General features: G+C 59.1%; 11 protein-coding genes and 1 pseudogene. All 12 read left to right on the forward strand.

Annotated elements, in window-relative coordinates; translation table 11 throughout:
* Positions 1–80: 80 nt before the first annotated feature.
* Positions 81–5030, forward strand: coding sequence for an alpha-2-macroglobulin (locus HMPREF1024_RS04955; protein ID WP_009309493.1), 4950 nt, complete (start codon positions 81–83; stop codon positions 5028–5030).
* Positions 5031–7355 (forward strand): peptidoglycan glycosyltransferase PbpC, encoded by a 2325-nt coding sequence (pbpC, locus tag HMPREF1024_RS04950; protein WP_009309494.1) that lies wholly within the window; start codon positions 5031–5033, stop codon positions 7353–7355. It begins immediately after the preceding gene.
* A 160-nt stretch (positions 7356–7515) separates the two neighbouring features.
* Positions 7516–7947, forward strand: coding sequence for a nucleoside-diphosphate kinase (ndk, locus tag HMPREF1024_RS04945; protein ID WP_004144312.1), 432 nt, complete (start codon positions 7516–7518; stop codon positions 7945–7947).
* A 483-nt stretch (positions 7948–8430) separates the two neighbouring features.
* Positions 8431–9597, forward strand: coding sequence for a bifunctional tRNA (adenosine(37)-C2)-methyltransferase TrmG/ribosomal RNA large subunit methyltransferase RlmN (locus HMPREF1024_RS04940; RefSeq protein WP_002913894.1), 1167 nt, complete (start codon positions 8431–8433; stop codon positions 9595–9597).
* Between the two features lie 276 nt (positions 9598–9873).
* The gene (gene rodZ / locus HMPREF1024_RS04935) at positions 9874–10869 is read left to right on the forward strand and encodes a cytoskeleton protein RodZ (protein WP_004174849.1); all 996 of its coding nucleotides are present in this window, start codon (positions 9874–9876) and stop codon (positions 10867–10869) included.
* Between the two features lie 26 nt (positions 10870–10895).
* Positions 10896–12017 carry a flavodoxin-dependent (E)-4-hydroxy-3-methylbut-2-enyl-diphosphate synthase gene (ispG, locus tag HMPREF1024_RS04930; RefSeq protein WP_009309495.1) on the forward strand — a complete coding sequence of 374 codons (1122 nt, stop codon included), beginning with the start codon at positions 10896–10898 and terminating at the stop codon, positions 12015–12017.
* Between the two features lie 91 nt (positions 12018–12108).
* Complete coding sequence (gene hisS / locus HMPREF1024_RS04925) at positions 12109–13383, forward strand: histidine--tRNA ligase (RefSeq protein WP_004890421.1); 1275 nt, start codon at positions 12109–12111, stop codon at positions 13381–13383.
* A 34-nt stretch (positions 13384–13417) separates the two neighbouring features.
* On the forward strand, positions 13418–14038 hold the full coding sequence (locus HMPREF1024_RS04920) for a YfgM family protein (RefSeq protein ID WP_002913890.1): 621 nt from the start codon (positions 13418–13420) through the stop codon (positions 14036–14038).
* 10 nt (positions 14039–14048) lie between these two features.
* Positions 14049–15227, forward strand: a complete 1179-nt coding sequence (gene bamB / locus HMPREF1024_RS04915; RefSeq protein ID WP_002913889.1) for an outer membrane protein assembly factor BamB — start codon at positions 14049–14051, stop codon at positions 15225–15227.
* Between the two features lie 113 nt (positions 15228–15340).
* Positions 15341–16819, forward strand: a complete 1479-nt coding sequence (gene der / locus HMPREF1024_RS04910; RefSeq protein ID WP_004144309.1) for a ribosome biogenesis GTPase Der — start codon at positions 15341–15343, stop codon at positions 16817–16819.
* Positions 16820–17185: 366 nt separating this feature from the next.
* Positions 17186–17557: pseudogene (locus HMPREF1024_RS04905) on the forward strand (hypothetical protein); the annotation flags it as partial.
* A 69-nt stretch (positions 17558–17626) separates the two neighbouring features.
* Positions 17627–17919 (forward strand): IS5/IS1182 family transposase (locus tag HMPREF1024_RS04900; RefSeq protein WP_009309497.1); only part of this gene is annotated, 293 nt, incomplete at its 3' end.

Here is a 17919-nt window from a genome sequence, read left to right on the forward strand (position 1 = left end):
GTCACTGTTGAGAAGCGCCGCCATAACGCATAATAAATGTGACAAATAGCATCAGGCTCATCGGCCGAGGGGTTAGAAGGATGAAACCATTTCGTTTAGCGGCGCTATCACTGGCGCTCCTTACCGCATTTTCATTAACCGGGTGTGATGACAGCGGTACACCGCAGGCCTCGGCCCCGGCGCCAGCCGCGGATAGCAACCCAGGCGCGACGGCAAAACCGGACCGCGCCCAGCTGGCGGCGCTGGCGGAAAAAAGCCAGGGTAAAGCGCTGACGCTCCTCGACGCCTCGGAGGTGCAACTGGATGGCGCCGCGACCCTGGTGCTGACGTTTTCCGTCCCGCTGCAGCCGGACCAGGATTTCTCGCGCAGCGTGCATCTGGTCGACAAGAAAAGCGGTAAGGTGGACGGTGCCTGGGAGCTGGCGCCGAATCTGAAAGAGCTGCGTCTGCGTCACCTTGAGCCAAAGCGCGAGCTGATTGTCTCAGTCGACCCGACGCTGACCGCCCTGAACAAGGCGACGCTCGATAAACCGTTTGAGAAGACACTGACCACCCGCGATATCGCACCGAGCGTTGGGTTTGCCAGCCGCGGCTCGCTGCTGCCGGGCAACGTGGTCGCCGGGCTGCCGGTGATGGCGCTGAACGTCGATAATGTCGACGTTAATTTCTTCCGCATTAAGCCGGAATCGCTCTCCGCCTTTGTCAGTCAGTGGGAATACCGTAACTCGTTAAGCAACTGGGAATCTGATGAACTGCTGAAGATGGCGGATCTGGTCTACAGCGGCCGCTTCGATCTCAACCCGGCGCGTAATACTCGCGAAAAGCTGCTGCTGCCGCTGAGCGACATCAAGCCGCTCCAGCAGCCTGGCGTCTACGTGGCGGTCATGAACCCGGCGGGCCGTTATAGCTACAGCAACGCGGCGACGCTGTTTACCCTCAGCGATATCGGCGTCTCGGCGCATCGCTACCATAACCGGCTGGACGTTTTTACCCAGAGTCTGGAAAACGGCGCCGCCCAGTCGGGTATTGAGGTGCAGTTGCTCAATGCCAAAGGGCAGACCCTGGCGGAAGCGAAAAGCGACAGCCAGGGCCACGTCACCCTGCAAACCGATAAAGAAGCCGCGCTGCTGCTGGCGCGCAAAGAGGGGCAGACCACGCTGCTCGACCTCAAGCTGCCGGCGCTGGATCTGGCGGAATTCTCTATCGCAGGCGCGCCCGGCTTTAGCAAACAGTTCTTTATGTTTGGCCCGCGCGATCTCTATCGTCCCGGCGAAACGGTGATCCTTAATGCGCTGTTGCGCGATAGCGACGGCAAGCCGCTGGCGGAGCAGCCGGTGAAACTGGAGGTGGTTCAGCCGGACGGCCAGGTGATCCGCTCGGTGATGAGCAAACCAGTGAATGGCCTGTACCAGTTTACTTATCCGCTCGACAGCGGCGCGGCTACCGGCATGTGGCACATTCGCGCCAGCGCCGGCGACAATCAGCCGCGCGAATGGGATTTCCACGTTGAAGACTTTATGCCGGAACGCATGGCCCTGAACCTGACGCCGCAGGCCGCGCCAGTCGCGCCGGATGCCGACGTCACCTTTGGCGTTAGCGGCGCTTATCTCTACGGCGCGCCGGCCAGCGGCAACCAGCTGCAGGGCAAGCTGTTCCTGCGCCCGCTGCGCGACGCCGTCGCTGCGCTGCCGGGCTTCCAGTTCGGCGATATTGCGGAAGAAAACCTCTCCCGTAGTCTGGATGAAGTCCAGCTGACGCTGGACGAAAAAGGCCATGGCGAAGTGACCACCTCAAGCCAGTGGCAGGATAGCCATTCGCCGCTGCAGGTGGTGTTGCAGGCCAGCCTGCTGGAATCCGGCGGTCGCCCGGTGACCCGTACGGTTAAGCAGCCGATCTGGCCCGCCGAGGCGCTGCCGGGGATCCGCCCGCAATTTACGCTGAAGGACGTTTACGATTACCGCACCGATACCACCGTGAAACAGCCGGTGGTGGATGAAAACAGTAACGCCGCGTTTGATATCGTCTATGCCGACGTCAAAGGCGAGAAAAAAGCGATCTCCGGTCTCCAGGTGCGGCTGATCCGCGAGCGGCGCGACTACTACTGGAACTGGTCCGACAGCGAAGGCTGGCAGTCGCAGTTCGATCAAAAAGATCTGCAGGAGGGCGAGGAGTCGCTGGACCTGCAGGCCGGCCAGATCGGCAAAGTGAGCTTCCCGGTGGAGTGGGGATCCTATCGCCTGGAGGTGAAAGGACCGGACGACGTGGTCAGCAGCGTGCGCTTCTGGGCGGGCTACAGCTGGCAGGATAACAGCGAAGGCGCCGGCGCGGCGCGTCCTGACCGGGTCACCATGAAGCTGGATAAACCGAGCTATAAACCGGGCGACACCATCAGGCTGCACATCGCCGCCCCGGCGGCGGGTAAAGGCTACGCAATGGTGGAATCCAGCGAAGGGCCGCTGTGGTGGCAGGAAATTGACGTCCCGGCGGAGGGGATGGACCTGTCGATCCCGGTGGATAAAACCTGGAATCGCCACGACCTCTACCTCAGCACGCTGGTGGTTCGTCCCGGCGATAAATCGCGCTCGGCAACGCCGAAACGCGCGGTGGGCCTGCTGCATCTGCCGCTGGGCGATGAAAACCGTCGCCTGACGCTGGCGCTGGAGGCCCCGGACAAAATGCGCCCCAACCAGCCGCTGACGGTGAAAGTGAAAGCCAGCGTCAAAGAGGGCGAGGCGCCGAAACAGGTCAATGTCCTGCTCTCGGCGGTGGATAGCGGGGTACTGAATATCACCGATTACGCTACCCCGGATCCGTGGAACGCCTTCTTTGGCCAGAAGCGTTACGGCGCAGATATCTATGACATCTACGGCCAGGTGATCGAAGGGCAGGGGCGGGTGGCCAGCCTGCGCTTCGGCGGCGATGGCGACGAGTTAAAACGAGGCGGCAAACCGCCGGTCAACCACGTGACGATCGTCGCCCAGCAGGCGCAGCCGGTGGTATTGAACGATCAGGGCGAAGGCACGGTGACGTTACCCATTGGCGATTTTAACGGCGAGCTGCGGGTGATGGCCCAGGCGTGGACGGCGGATGACTTTGGCAGCAGCGAAGATAAAGTGGTGGTGGCCGCCCCGGTCATCGCCGAACTGAACACCCCGCGCTTCCTCGCCAGCGGCGATACCACACGGCTGGCGCTGGATCTCAGCAATCTGACCGACAAACCGCAAACCCTGCAGGTACATCTTACCGCCAGCGGGCTGGTGACCTTGACCGATGGCCAACTGCCGCCGGTACAGCTGGCGCCGGGGGCGCGCAGCACGCTGTTTATACCAGTGAGCGCGCTGGCGGGCTTCGGCGATGGTCAGGTTAATGCCACCATCAGCGGCCTGAGCCTGCCGGGCGAAACCTTCGCCCCGCTGCAAAAACAGTGGAAAATCGGCGTGCGTCCGGCGTACCCGGCACAGACCGTCAACAGCGGTGCAGTGCTGCAGCCAGGTGAAAGCTGGCAACCGCCGGCGGCGCAGAGCCAGGGCTTTGCCCCGCAAACGCTGCAGGGCCAACTGCTGCTCAGCGGTAAACCACCGTTGAATCTCGCCCGCTATATCCGCGAGCTGAAAGCCTATCCTTACGGCTGCCTTGAGCAGACCGCCAGCGGCCTGTTCCCGTCCCTGTATACCAGCGCGGCGCAGCTAAAGGCGCTGGGCATTAGCGGGGACAGCGACGAAAAACGCCGCGCGGCCATCGATGTCGGTATTTCACGCCTGCTGCAGATGCAGCTGGAAAACGGCGGCTTTGCGCTATGGGATAGAGAGGGGCCGGAAGAGTACTGGCTGACCGCCTACGCCATGGACTTCCTCGTGCGCGCCAGCGAGCAGGGCTATAGCGTACCGGTCAACGCCATTAATAAAGGTAACGAGCGCCTGCTGCGCTATCTGCAGGAGCCGGGCCTGATGACCGTGCGCTACAGCGACGACGCCCAGGCCAGCCGCTTTGCCGCCCAGGCATACGCCGCGCTGGTGCTGGCGCGTCAGCAAAAAGCGCCGCTCGGCGCCTTGCGTGAAATCTGGAGCCGTCACGACCAGGCGCGATCCGGCTTGCCGCTGCTGCAGCTCGGCATTGCGCTGAAAACCATGGGCGATGCGCCGCGCGGCGACGCCGCCCTGAAGCTGGCGGTTGCCACCCCGCGCCAGGATGAGAATCGTTGGCTGGGCGATTACGGTAGCCCGCTGCGCGATAACGCCCTGAAGCTGGCGCTGCTGGAAGAGAATAAGCTGCTGCCGGAGGTGCAAACTCAGCTGTTGAGCACGCTGTCGGAAGAGGCCTATGGCCAGCGCTGGCTGTCGACCCAGGAAACCAACGCCTTGTTCCTTGCCGGACGTACGCTGGCGGACCTGCCGGGCAGCTGGCAGGCGCAAACCTCGCTGCAGGCGGAGCCGCTGGCCGGCGACAAAGCGCAAACCCGCAACCTCGACGGCGATCGGCTGGCGGCGCTGCAGGTGAGTAATACCGGCAGTCAGCCGCTGTGGCTGCGTCTCGACAGCAGCGGCTATCCGCAAAGCGCGCCGCAGCCGGGCGGTAACGTCCTGGGGATTGAACGCACTATTTTCGATACCCAGGGGCAGCAGAAATCGCTGTCTTCACTGCGCAGCGGCGAACTGGTGCTCGTCAAGCTGGAGGTGACCGCCAAACGCAACGTGCCTGACGCGCTGGTGGTTGATCTGTTGCCAGCCGGTCTGGAGCTGGAAAACCAGAATCTGGCCAACAGCAGCGCCAGCCTGCAGGAGAATGGCGACGCGGTGCAAAACCTGCTTAACCAGATGCAGCAGGCGGATATTCAGCATATCGAGTTCCGCGATGACCGTTTCGTCGCCGCCGTCGCTGTCAATGAAGGCCAGCCGGTGACGCTGGTCTATCTGGCGCGGGCGGTGACGCCGGGCACTTATCAGGTCCCGCAGCCGCAGGTGGAATCGATGTATGCGCCGCAGTGGCGGGCGACAGGAGCGGCCAGCGGTCCGCTCACCGTGACGCCGTAAATGCGCGTATTGCCTCGGGTAAAACGCCGCTGGCGCTGGCTGGCGGCGTTTATTTTTCTGCTGTGGCTGGCGGTACTGGCGGCCGATCGCCTGTGGCCGCTGCCGCTGCATGACGTCACGCCTGCCCGTGTGGTGGTGGCGGAAGACGGGACGCCGTTGTGGCGGTTTGCCGACGCGCAGGGCGTCTGGCGTTATCCGGTCACGCTCGCCGACGTGTCGCCGCGCTATCTGCAGGCGCTCATCCACTATGAAGACCGCTGGTTCTGGCGCCATCCGGGGGTCAATCCCTTCGCGGTGCTGCGCGCCGCCTGGCAGGATCTTACTTCCGGGCGAGTTATCTCGGGCGGCAGCACGCTTACCATGCAGGTGGCACGCCTGCTTGATCCCCATCCACGCACCTTCGGCGGCAAGCTGCGCCAGCTGTGGCGAGCGCTGCAGCTGGAGTGGCATCTGTCAAAAAGCGACATTCTAACCCTCTATTTGAACCGCGCGCCGTTTGGCGGCACCCTGCAGGGGATCGGCGCGGCCAGCTGGGCCTATCTCGGTAAGCCGCCTGCCCGGCTTAGCTACGGCGAGGCGGCGCTGCTGGCGGTACTTCCCCAGGCGCCCAGTCGTTTACGTCCGGACCGCTGGCCGCAGCGGGCCCAGGCGGCGCGTGATAAAGTGCTTACGCGAATGGTCAGCCAGGGCGTCTGGCCGGAGCAGGCGGTAAAGGAAGCGATGGAGGAGCCAGTATGGCTGTTTCCGCGCCAGATGCCGCAGCTGGCGCCGCTTTTTTCACGCCGGGCGCTGGCGACCAGTCGTGATGAAAAGGTGGTGACGACTCTGGATGCCGGACTGCAGCGGCAACTGGAAGATCTGGCGCTGAACTGGAAATCGCGCCTGCCGCCGCGCAGTTCGCTGGCGATGGTCGTCGTCGACCACACGGATATGAAAGTTCGCGGCTGGGTAGGCTCGGCGGATATCACCGACGACAGCCGCTTCGGCCATATTGATATGGTCTCGGCGGTACGCTCGCCGGGGTCGGTGCTGAAACCCTTTATCTACGCGATGGCGATGGATGAGGGGCTGATTCACCCGGCATCGCTATTACAGGATGTGCCACGGCGTTTTAGCGATTATCGCCCCGGTAATTTCGACAGCGGGTTTCATGGCCCGGTGAGCGCCAGCGAGGCGCTGGTTCGGTCGCTGAATCTGCCGGCGGTGCAGGTGCTCGAAGCCTATGGACCAAAACGCTTTGCGGCTAATTTACGCAACGCCGGGCTGCCCCTGACGCTGCCCGCTGGCGCAGAGCCGAATCTGTCGCTAATCCTCGGCGGTGCCGGGGCGCGGCTGGAAGATATTGTCGCGGCGTACAGCGCCTTCGCCCGCCATGGCAAGGCGGCGCGGCTGCGCCTGAAGCCGAGCGACCCATTGACCGAGCGCGCGCTGATGTCGCCCGGGGCGGCATGGATCGTCCGGCGTATTTTGGCCGGCGAAGCGCAACCGGTTCCCGATGCCTCGCTGCCGCAGGCGGTGCCGCTGGCGTGGAAAACCGGCACCAGCTACGGCTATCGCGACGCGTGGGCGGTCGGCCTCAATGCGCGATATCTGATAGGCATCTGGACCGGGCGCCCGGACGGTACGCCGGTGGTGGGCCAGTTTGGCTTCGCCAGCGCCGTACCGCTGCTCAACCAGGTCAATAATCTGCTGCTGGCCCGCCCGGCGATGAGCCGCGGCGGGCTGCCGAGCGATCCGCGCCCGGCAACGGTCAGCCAGGGGACAATCTGCTGGCCTGGCGGGCAGGATCTGCCGGCGGGCGACAGCAACTGTCGTCGTCGCCTGGCCAGCTGGCTTTTGGATGCCAGCCAGCCGCCGACTCTGCTGCTGCCGGGGCAGGAGAGCGTACGCGGGATCCGCTTCCCGGTGTGGCGCAATGAACACGGCGAACGGGTGGCGGCGGATTGTCCCGGCGCTCGGGAAAGCCAGGTCGAAGTCTGGCCGCTGCCGCTGGATCCCTGGCTGCCGGCCAGCGAAAGGCGGCGCGCGCGCCTGGGACCGGCATCGGAGTCATGCCCGCCGTTACAGACTCAGGATACCGCGCCGCTGGTGCTGTCCGGCATCCGTGATGGGGCGGTGATAAAACGTCTCCCGGGTGAGGCGCGGGTGATGTTGCCGCTACAAACCAGCGGTGGGGAGGGGCGGCGCTGGTGGTTTATTAATGGCGAACCGTTAGAGGCCGCCGGCGCAAGAACCACGCTAATGCTGGATAAACCCGGCGAGTGGCAGTTGGTAGTGATGGATGAAGCGGGTCAGACGGCGGCCGCCAGCTTCACCCTGCAATAACCAGGGTGAATTTGTTGTTGGCGGTTTGTGTTTTCAATACTCATCTTATTTTAACAAAATGTTACCTTCATCCGTAGGCAGGGGCGGGGATGCTCATTATAATGCGCGCCAGGCCATACAATCGTATGTGCAACAACAGAACATTTAATTAGAGGTAATCATGGCTATTGAACGTACTTTTTCCATCATCAAACCAAACGCGGTGGCAAAAAACGTTATTGGCAGCATCTTTTCCCGCTTTGAAGCTGCAGGGTTCAAAATCGTCGGCACCAAAATGCTGCACCTGACCGTTGAACAGGCTCGTGGTTTCTATGCTGAGCACGAAGGTCGCCCGTTCTTCGACGGTCTGGTTGAGTTCATGACCTCCGGCCCGATCGTGGTTTCCGTTCTGGAAGGCGAAAATGCGGTACAGCGTCACCGTGACCTGCTGGGCGCCACCAATCCGGCAAACGCCCTGGCGGGTACTCTGCGCGCTGACTACGCTGACAGCTTCACCGAGAACGGCACCCACGGTTCCGACTCTGTAGAATCCGCTGCCCGCGAAATCGCGTTCTTCTTTGCTGAAGGCGAGGTTTGCCCGCGCACTCGCTAATCTCCTGCGTCTTTCACGCCACAGCATTGTTGGCTTCCTTCGCGCACCCCGGTCACATAGTTATCTATGCTCCCGGGGATTTGCGAACTCGCCGTCTCGCTGTGACCTGAAATACTTTGGAGATACAAACCTCGTCTTTTCGACCGTCGCGGCGTTGGCTGCGCGCGTTCACCCCGGTCACATAGTTATCTATGCTCCCGGGGATTAATGAGAGGCTCCTGCCTCTCACCGGAGGCCAGCCTACGGCTGGTCAAATTCGTTCCCGACGAATTTGTCACTTGCTTGCCGCCTTGCGACAATCGAAAAGCCTTAGAGGATTGAGCAGTCAGTTACAGATTTTTTTTCATTGCTTTGTGCAAACGTGGCAATGATGCGCCAGAATTTGTAGAATATAGCGCCCCTGGACGAGCAGTCGCTCTCCGGGGCGTTTCTTTTTCAACCCACCTGGGGCCATAACGTGTAATAACGAGGCCGGAAAATATTATGTCTGAACAAATTGTCACGCCTGATACCGCCGCTCTGACGGTGCCGAACAAAGATGCCAAAATCAACCTGCTGGATTTAAACCGTCAGCAGATGCGCGAGTTTTTCAAAAACATGGGCGAGAAGCCTTTCCGCGCCGATCAGGTGATGAAATGGATGTATCACTACTGCTGCGACGACTTTGATGAGATGACCGACATCAACAAAGTCCTGCGCAGTAAACTGAAAGAAGTGGCGGAGATCCGCGCCCCGGAAGTGGTTGAAGAGCAACGCTCAACCGACGGGACCATTAAATGGGCGATTGCCGTTGGCGATCAGCGCGTCGAGACCGTCTATATCCCGGAAGAAGACCGCGCCACCCTGTGCGTCTCCTCCCAGGTAGGCTGCGCGCTGGAGTGCAAATTCTGCTCCACCGCCCAGCAGGGCTTTAACCGCAACCTGCGGGTATCCGAAATTATCGGCCAGGTTTGGCGCGCGGCGAAGATCGTCGGCGCGGTGAAGACCACCGGCGTGCGTCCCATTACCAACGTAGTAATGATGGGCATGGGCGAGCCGCTGCTGAACCTCAACAACGTCGTTCCGGCGATGGAAATCATGCTCGACGATTTCGGCTTTGGCCTTTCCAAGCGTCGTGTAACCTTGTCTACCTCCGGCGTGGTGCCGGCGCTGGATAAACTCGGCGATATGATCGACGTTGCGCTGGCGATCTCCTTGCACGCGCCGAACGACACCATTCGCGACGAAATCGTCCCGATCAACAAAAAGTACAACATCGAGACGTTCCTCAACTCGGTGCGCGGCTATATTTCGAAGTCCAACGCCAACCAGGGCCGGGTGACCATCGAGTACGTGATGCTGGATCACGTCAACGACGGCACCGAGCACGCCCATGAGCTGGCGGCGCTGCTGAAAGATACGCCGTGCAAGATCAACCTGATCCCATGGAACCCGTTCCCGGGCGCGCCGTATGGCCGCAGCTCCAACAGCCGCATCGACCGTTTCTCCAAAGTCCTGATGGAGTACGGCTTTACGACCATCGTGCGTAAAACGCGCGGCGACGATATCGATGCCGCCTGCGGCCAGCTGGCGGGCGACGTCATTGACCGTACCAAGCGTACGCTGCGTAAGCGGATGCAGGGCGAAGCGATTGACGTAAAAGCGGTCTGACAAATGATGACCCGTGCAGCGCAGGCGGCACAGGTCATATTTATGGCCGATAGCCAGGCGAAATACGCTGATTCGGTTAATAATTACGGTGCGTTTTTGTCGACTTTGAGGCAGTATGTAGCGGCACAACAACCGCTTAGCATTCAATTTTGATTCGTCTCTGTGATCGCGCGGCTGACAGTCCTATACTGTGAGGCTGACGTAGCACAGATGTCTCGCGGCGCCGGCTTTTTCCCGCGCTGAACTTTAAATTTCACGTACCAGTAGTTGTAGCGAATGAATACTGAAGCCACTCAAGATCATCAAGAAGCAAACACCACGGGCGCGCGTCTGCGTCACGCCCGCGAACAACTCGGACTTAGCCAGCAAGCGGTGGCCGAACGCTTATGCCTGAAGGTGTCCACGGTTCGTGATATTGAAGACGATAAGGCCCCCGCCGACCTCGCCTCCACCTTCCTGCGCGGGTACATCCGCTCCTACGCTCGCCTCGTACATATTCCAGAAGACGAGCTGCTGCCGATGATGGCCAAGCAGGCGCCCATCCGCGCGGCGAAAGTCGCGCCAATGCAGAGTTTCTCTTTAGGCAAGCGCCGCAAAAAGCGCGACGGCTGGCTGATGAGCTTCACCTGGCTGGTGCTGTTTGTGGTTATCGGTCTGAGCGGCGCCTGGTGGTGGCAAGACCATAAGGCGCAGCAGGAAGAGATTTCGACCATGGCCGATCAGTCTTCCGCTGAGCTGAACGGCGGCGACGCCAACAGCCAGAACGTGCCGCTGGATACCAGCGCCCCTGCAGCCCCGACCGCCGATAGCGCCGCGAACAGCGCGCCAACCGATACCGCCAGCGCACCGACCACCAGCGCGCCGGCCCAGACGCCAGCGGATAATAACGCTGTCGTGGCGCCTTCCCAGGCCAATGTCGATACCGCGGGGACGACGCCGGCAGCTCCGGCTACCACCCCAGCCTCGCCGTTGCCGACCGATCAGGCGAACGTCACGACTCCGGCGGCGTCGGCGCAGGATCTGGTGATGAACTTTTCCGCCGACTGCTGGCTGGAAGTGAGCGATGCCACCGGTAAAAAACTGTTCAGCGGCCTGCAGCGTAAAGGCGGTAACCTGAACCTGAGCGGTCAGGCGCCGTATAAGCTGAAAATTGGCGCCCCGGCCGCGGTACAGATCCAGTATCTGGGCAAGCCTGTCGATTTAAGTCGTTTTATCAGAACTAACCAGGTTGCGCGTCTGACCCTCAATGCCGAAGCATCACCGGCGCAGTAACAGACGGGTAACGCGGGAGATTTTTCATGCATAACCAGGCTCCGATTCAACGTAGAAAATCTAAACGTATTTACGTTGGTAATGTGCCAATTGGCGATGGGGCTCCCATCGCCGTTCAGTCAATGACCAATACGCGCACCACCGATGTGGCGGCGACCGTAAATCAAATCAAAGCGTTAGAGCGCGTAGGCGCGGACATTGTCCGTGTCTCTGTTCCGACGATGGACGCTGCTGAGGCGTTCAAACTTATCAAACAGCAGGTTAACGTCCCGCTGGTCGCCGATATCCACTTTGACTACCGTATTGCGCTGAAAGTGGCGGAATATGGCGTCGACTGCCTGCGTATCAACCCGGGCAACATCGGCAACGAAGAGCGCATCCGCATGGTTGTAGATTGCGCTCGCGATAAAAACATCCCGATCCGCATCGGCGTCAACGCCGGCTCGCTGGAAAAAGATCTGCAGGAAAAATATGGCGAGCCGACGCCGCAGGCGCTGCTCGAATCCGCCATGCGTCATGTCGATCATCTCGATCGTCTGAACTTCGATCAGTTTAAAGTCAGCGTTAAAGCCTCCGATGTCTTCCTGGCGGTGGAATCCTATCGTCTGCTGGCGAAACAGATCGATCAGCCGCTGCATCTTGGGATCACCGAAGCGGGCGGCGCGCGCAGCGGCGCGGTAAAATCGGCGATCGGTCTGGGACTACTGCTGTCCGAGGGGATCGGCGATACGCTGCGCGTCTCGCTGGCGGCGGATCCGGTGGAAGAGATCAAGGTCGGCTTTGATATCCTCAAATCTCTGCGTATTCGTTCCCGCGGCATTAACTTTATCGCCTGCCCGACCTGTTCACGCCAGGAGTTTGACGTTATCGGTACGGTGAATGCTCTGGAGCAGCGTCTGGAAGATATCATCACCCCGATGGATGTTTCGATCATCGGTTGCGTGGTGAACGGCCCGGGCGAAGCGCTGGTCTCCACCCTTGGCGTCACCGGCGGCAACAAGAAAAGCGGCCTGTATGAAGACGGCGTGCGTAAAGATCGCCTGGACAACAACGACATGATCGAGCAGCTGGAAGCGCGGATCCGCGCCAAAGCCTCGATGCTCGATGAAGCCCGTCGGATTGATGTTCAACAGGTTGAAGCAAAATAACGTGTTGGGAAGCGATACGCTTCCCGTGTATGATTGAACCTGCGGGCGCGAGGCGCCGGGGTTCATTTTTGTATATATAAAGAGAATAAACGTGGCAAAGAACATTCAAGCCATCCGTGGCATGAACGATTATCTGCCGGGCGAAACCGCTCTCTGGCAGCGCATTGAAGGCTCACTGAAGCAGGTGCTCGGTAGCTACGGTTACAGCGAAATCCGTTTGCCGATTGTAGAGCAGACCCCGTTATTCAAACGCGCGATCGGCGAAGTGACCGACGTGGTTGAAAAAGAGATGTATACCTTCGAAGACCGCAATGGCGACAGCCTGACGCTGCGTCCGGAAGGGACGGCGGGCTGCGTACGTGCCGGCATCGAACATGGTCTGCTGTACAATCAAGAACAGCGTCTGTGGTACGTCGGGCCAATGTTCCGTCACGAGCGCCCGCAGAAAGGTCGCTACCGCCAGTTCCATCAGATCGGCGCCGAAGTGTTTGGCCTGCAGGGCCCGGACATCGACGCGGAGCTGATTATGCTGACCGCGCGCTGGTGGCGTGAGCTGGGCATCTCCGAGCACGTCAGCCTGGAGCTGAACTCCATCGGTTCGCTGGAAGCGCGCGCCAACTACCGCGACGCGCTGGTGGCATACCTGGAGCAGTTTACCGATAAACTGGATGAAGACAGTAAACGCCGGATGTATACCAACCCGCTGCGGGTGCTGGACTCCAAAAACCCGGACGTGCAGGCGCTGCTCAACGACGCGCCGGCGCTCGGCGATTATCTTGACGAAGAGTCGAAAGCCCACTTTGCCGGCCTGTGCGCGCTGCTTGACGATGCCGGGATCCGCTACACCGTCAACCAGCGCCTGGTGCGCGGCCTTGATTACTATAACCGCACCGTGTTCGAGTGGGTGACCACCAGCCTTGGTTCCCAGGGCACCGTCTGCGCCGGCGGTCGTTACGACGGCCTGGTTGAGCAGCTGGGCGGTCGCGCTACCCCGGGCGTGGGTTTTGCCATGGGGCTGGAACGTCTTGTTTTACTGGTCCAGGCAGTGAATCCGGAATTTAAAGCCGATCCTGTTGTCGATATATACCTGGTAGCCTCCGGGACCGATACTCAGTCTGCTGCAATGCGTCTGGCTGAGCAGGTTCGCGATGCGCTGCCCGGCGTGAAGCTGATGACCAACCACGGCGGCGGCAACTTTAAGAAGCAGTTCGCCCGCGCTGATAAGTGGGGCGCACGCGTCGCGCTGGTGCTGGGTGAGTCAGAGATCGCTGACGGAAACGTGGTAGTGAAGGATTTACGCTCAGGTGAGCAAACTACCGTAACGCAGGAGAGCGTTGCCGCGCATTTGCGCACACTTCTGGGTTAATCTCCCGGGAATTATTAGTCAGGAGAAGGACTGCGTGGAAACTTTTAACAACGAGAACGATCAGGTCGATGCGCTGAAGCGTTTCTTTGCCGAAAACGGCAAAGCGCTGGCGGTCGGGGTGATTTTAGGGATTGGCGCGCTGGTTGGCTGGCGCTACTGGACCTCCCATCAGCAGGATACCGCCAGAGACGCGTCGCTGGCTTACGAGAAGGCGACTTCCGCGCTGAAATCGAATACGCCAGAAGTGCTGTCAGGGGCAGAGAAATTCGCGGCTGACAATAAAAATACCTACGGCGCCTTCGCCTCTCTCGAGCTGGCACAGCATTTTGTTGAACAGAACGATCTGCCGAACGCTGAAAAGCAGCTGCAGCAGGGGCTGGCGGCCGCATCTGATGATAATCTGAAATCGGTTATCAGTATGCGTCTGGCCCGCGTTCAGCTGCAAATGAAACAGGCTGATGCGGCGCTGAAAACCCTCGACAGCATCAAAGGTGAGGGCTGGACCGCCATTGTGGCCGATTTGCGCGGCGAAATTCTGTTGAGCAAAGGCGATAAGCAAGGGGCCCGTGCGGCGTGGGAAGCTGGCGTGAAAAGCGATGCTTCTCCTGCGCTCAGCGAAATGATGCGTATGAAAATGAATAATTTGTCCATCTGAGAGGGACTCGATGCAATTGCGTAAATTACTGTTGCCAGGGCTGCTTTCCGTTACCTTGCTGAGCGGGTGTTCGCTGTTTAATAGCGAAGAAGATGTGGTGAAAATGTCACCGCTGCCGACGGTAGAAAACCAGTTTACGCCGTCCACGTCCTGGAGCACCTCGGTTGGCGATGGTATCGGCGAATTTTACTCTAACCTTCATCCGGCCTTTGCCGACGGCGTAGTGTATGCTGCTGACCGTAAAGGCACCGTCAAAGCGCTGAACGCCGACGATGGCAAAGAGGTATGGTCGGTGAATCTGGCGGAGAAAGATGGCTGGTTCTCGCGCACGCCAGCGCTGCTTTCTGGCGGGGTGACCGTCTCTGGCGGCCATGTTTATATCGGCAGCGAGAAAGCGCAGCTGTATGCGCTGAATACCAGCGATGGTACCGTGGCCTGGCAAACCCGTGTCGCCGGCGAGGCGCTGTCGCGTCCGGTGGTGAGCGATGGCATGGTGCTGGTGCATACCAGTAACGGCCAGCTGCAGGCGCTAAACGAGACCGATGGGGCCGTGAAGTGGACCGTTAACCTCGATATGCCGGCGCTCTCCCTGCGCGGCGAGTCTGCGCCTGCGACCGCCTACGGCGCGGCGATCGTCGGCGGCGACAACGGCCGCGTCAGTGCAGTATTGATGCAGCAGGGGCAGATGATTTGGCAGCAGCGTATTTCTACGGCCACCGGCCCGACGGAAATTGACCGCCTGAACGACGTCGACACGACGCCGATCATCGTTAACGGTGTGGTTTATGCGCTGGCTTATAACGGCAACCTGACCGCGCTGGACCTGCGTAGCGGCCAGATTATGTGGAAACGCGAGCTGGGTTCGGTGAATGATTTCATCGTCGATGGTAACCGTATCTACCTGGTTGACCAGAACGATCGCCTGCTGGCGCTGACCACCGACGGCGGTGTAACCCTGTGGACGCAAAGCGATCTGCTGCACCGTTTGCTGACCGCGCCGGTGTTGTATAATGGCAATCTGGTCGTCGGCGATAGCGAAGGCTACATGCACTGGGTTAATCCGGAAGATGGCCATTTTGTGGCGCAGCAGAAAGTGGACAGCTCCGGCTTCCTGACCGACCCGGTGGTTGCCGATGGTCGACTGCTGATCCAGGCGAAAGACGGTACGCTGTACGCGATTACGCGTTAATTACCGCTGTCGTGAGTGATTAAGAAACGGCCCCTGGCAGACAGGGGCCGTTTTGACTTTTTTAAAAACGTCGTTAAGACGATGTTGCTTAGTGATTGTATGAGGCATTTAACATGATACCTGTGGTCGCGCTTGTCGGGCGCCCTAACGTTGGAAAATCCACGCTCTTTAACCGCCTGACGCGCACTCGTGATGCGCTGGTTGCGGATTTCCCGGGGCTGACTCGTGACCGTAAGTACGGTCGGGCCGAAGTCGAAGGCCGCGAATTCATCTGTATCGATACCGGTGGTATTGATGGTACGGAAGAGGGCGTGGAAACCCGGATGGCGGAGCAGTCGCTGCTGGCAATCGAAGAGGCCGATGTGGTGCTGTTTATGGTCGATGCGCGCGCGGGCCTGATGCCGGCGGACATCGCGATCGCTAAACACCTGCGCTCTCGTGAAAAGCCCACCTTCCTGGTGGCTAACAAAACCGACGGCATCGACGTCGACCAGGCAATGGCGGACTTCTGGTCGCTCGGCCTGGGCGATATCTATCCGATTGCCGCTTCGCACGGCCGCGGCGTGACCAGCCTGCTGGAGCAGGCCCTGCTGCCATGGGTAGATGAGGTTAATCCGCAGGAAGAAGTGGATGAAGACGCCGAATACTGGGCGAAATTCGAAGCCGAGCAGAATGGCGAAGCGGAAGAAGAGCCGGAAGACGACTTCAATCCGCAGGATCTACCGATCAAGCTGGCGATTGTCGGGCGTCCTAATGTCGGTAAATCAACCCTCACCAATCGCATCCTCGGTGAAGATCGCGTGGTGGTCTACGATATGCCGGGCACCACCCGTGACAGCATTTATATCCCGATGCAGCGTGACGAGCGCGAATACGTGCTCATCGATACCGCCGGGGTGCGCAAGCGCGGGAAAATCACCGACGTCGTGGAAAAGTTCTCGGTGATCAAAACGCTGCAGGCGATTGAAGACGCCAACGTCGTGCTGCTGGTGATCGATGCTCGCGAAGGGATCTCCGACCAGGACCTCTCGCTGCTGGGCTTTATCCTCAACAGCGGCCGTTCGCTGGTGATCGTCGTTAACAAGTGGGATGGCCTGAGTCAGGAAGTGAAGGAGCAGGTGAAGGAGACCCTCGACTATCGTCTGGGCTTTATCGACTTTGCCCGGGTGCACTTCATCTCCGCCCTGCACGGCAGCGGCGTCGGCAACCTGTTTGAATCGGTACGCGAAGCCTACGACAGCGCTACGCGCCGCGTAAGCACCGCGATGCTGACCCGGATCATGAACATGGCGGCGGAAGATCATCAGCCACCGCTGGTGCGTGGCCGTCGCGTGAAGCTGAAATACGCCCACGCCGGGGGCTACAACCCGCCTATCGTGGTGATCCACGGTAACCAGGTCAAGGATCTGCCGGATTCCTACAAGCGCTATCTGATGAACTACTTCCGTAAATCCCTGGACGTGATGGGCACGCCGATCCGTATCCAGTTCAAGGAAGGGGAAAACCCGTTCGCTAACAAGCGTAACACCCTGACGCCGAACCAGATGCGTAAACGTAAGCGCTTGATCAAGCACATCAAGAAAAGCAAATAAGCTATCAGCAAGATTTACCCACCAACATGAATCCTTCAAAGCCCGCTCTGCCGGGCTTTTTTATTAAGGCCGATTGTAGCGACGCAACAACGCGCATGATTGGCATGTATATCTGCACGTATCCTATGAGATTTCTCATTTGCCAGCTTCGCTTGCTCAAGCAATTGTTTGAGTACGCTATGATAATATATACGCAGAAAGTTATCGCAATGATACGAGAGAAAACGCATCTGGATATATCGGAGAAAATCCACGGTGTCGCTCTTCTGTAATATGGGAGAAACTGGAGAGTCTACTTTATGGCTGAGTATTGTGGTAAATTGCGGTTCTTCCCAGGATGGGGAAATTAATCGGCAAGGAGCGATTATGTATTACAGCAATGTTGTCATCAGCTATTTACAGGCCAATAAAATTCTCGCAATGAAACTTGATCGCGCTGTTTCAGGCATAGAACAACGGGTTTCCGGTCAGGTTAAAACAATAGGTGCTGGCGTTACTCGAATCCTATATTATACATCCTGTTTTACTGATGAGTATCAGGATGTATGTAAAAAGCAGAAGAATGAGGATGTTAGATTTGCTAAAGGTATCTACCATCTTTTACAGCGTAAGAATATTGTATATGAAATGCTGAAAATATATTTTGAAGAAATATTTAAGCACAAAACAACAGAGCAGTTAGAGCATATTAAAAGAATTCTGATGGCTGTTAACATTCATATCGCTGCAGACTCTCTAAGGAAGGTGCGAACAAGTTCCTGATATGAGATCATCATATTCATCCGGAGCGCATCCCAGAGGGACATCATGAGCCATCAACTCACCTTCGCCGATAGTGAATTCAGCACTAAGCGCCGTCAGACCCGAAAAGAGATTTTCCTCTCCCGCATGGAGCAGATTCTGCCATGGCAGAATATGACCGCTGTCATCGAGCCGTTTTATCCCAAGGCGGGCAATGGCCGACGGCCCTATCCGCTGGAGACCATGCTGCGTATTCACTGCATGCAGCATTGGTACAACCTGAGCGACGGTGCCATGGAAGATGCCCTGTACGAAATCGCCTCCATGCGCCTGTTTGCCCGATTATCCCTGGATAGCGC

Origin of the sequence: Klebsiella sp. 4_1_44FAA, from assembly GCF_000238715.1 — a bacterium.
GTDB lineage: Bacteria > Pseudomonadota > Gammaproteobacteria > Enterobacterales > Enterobacteriaceae > Klebsiella > Klebsiella pneumoniae.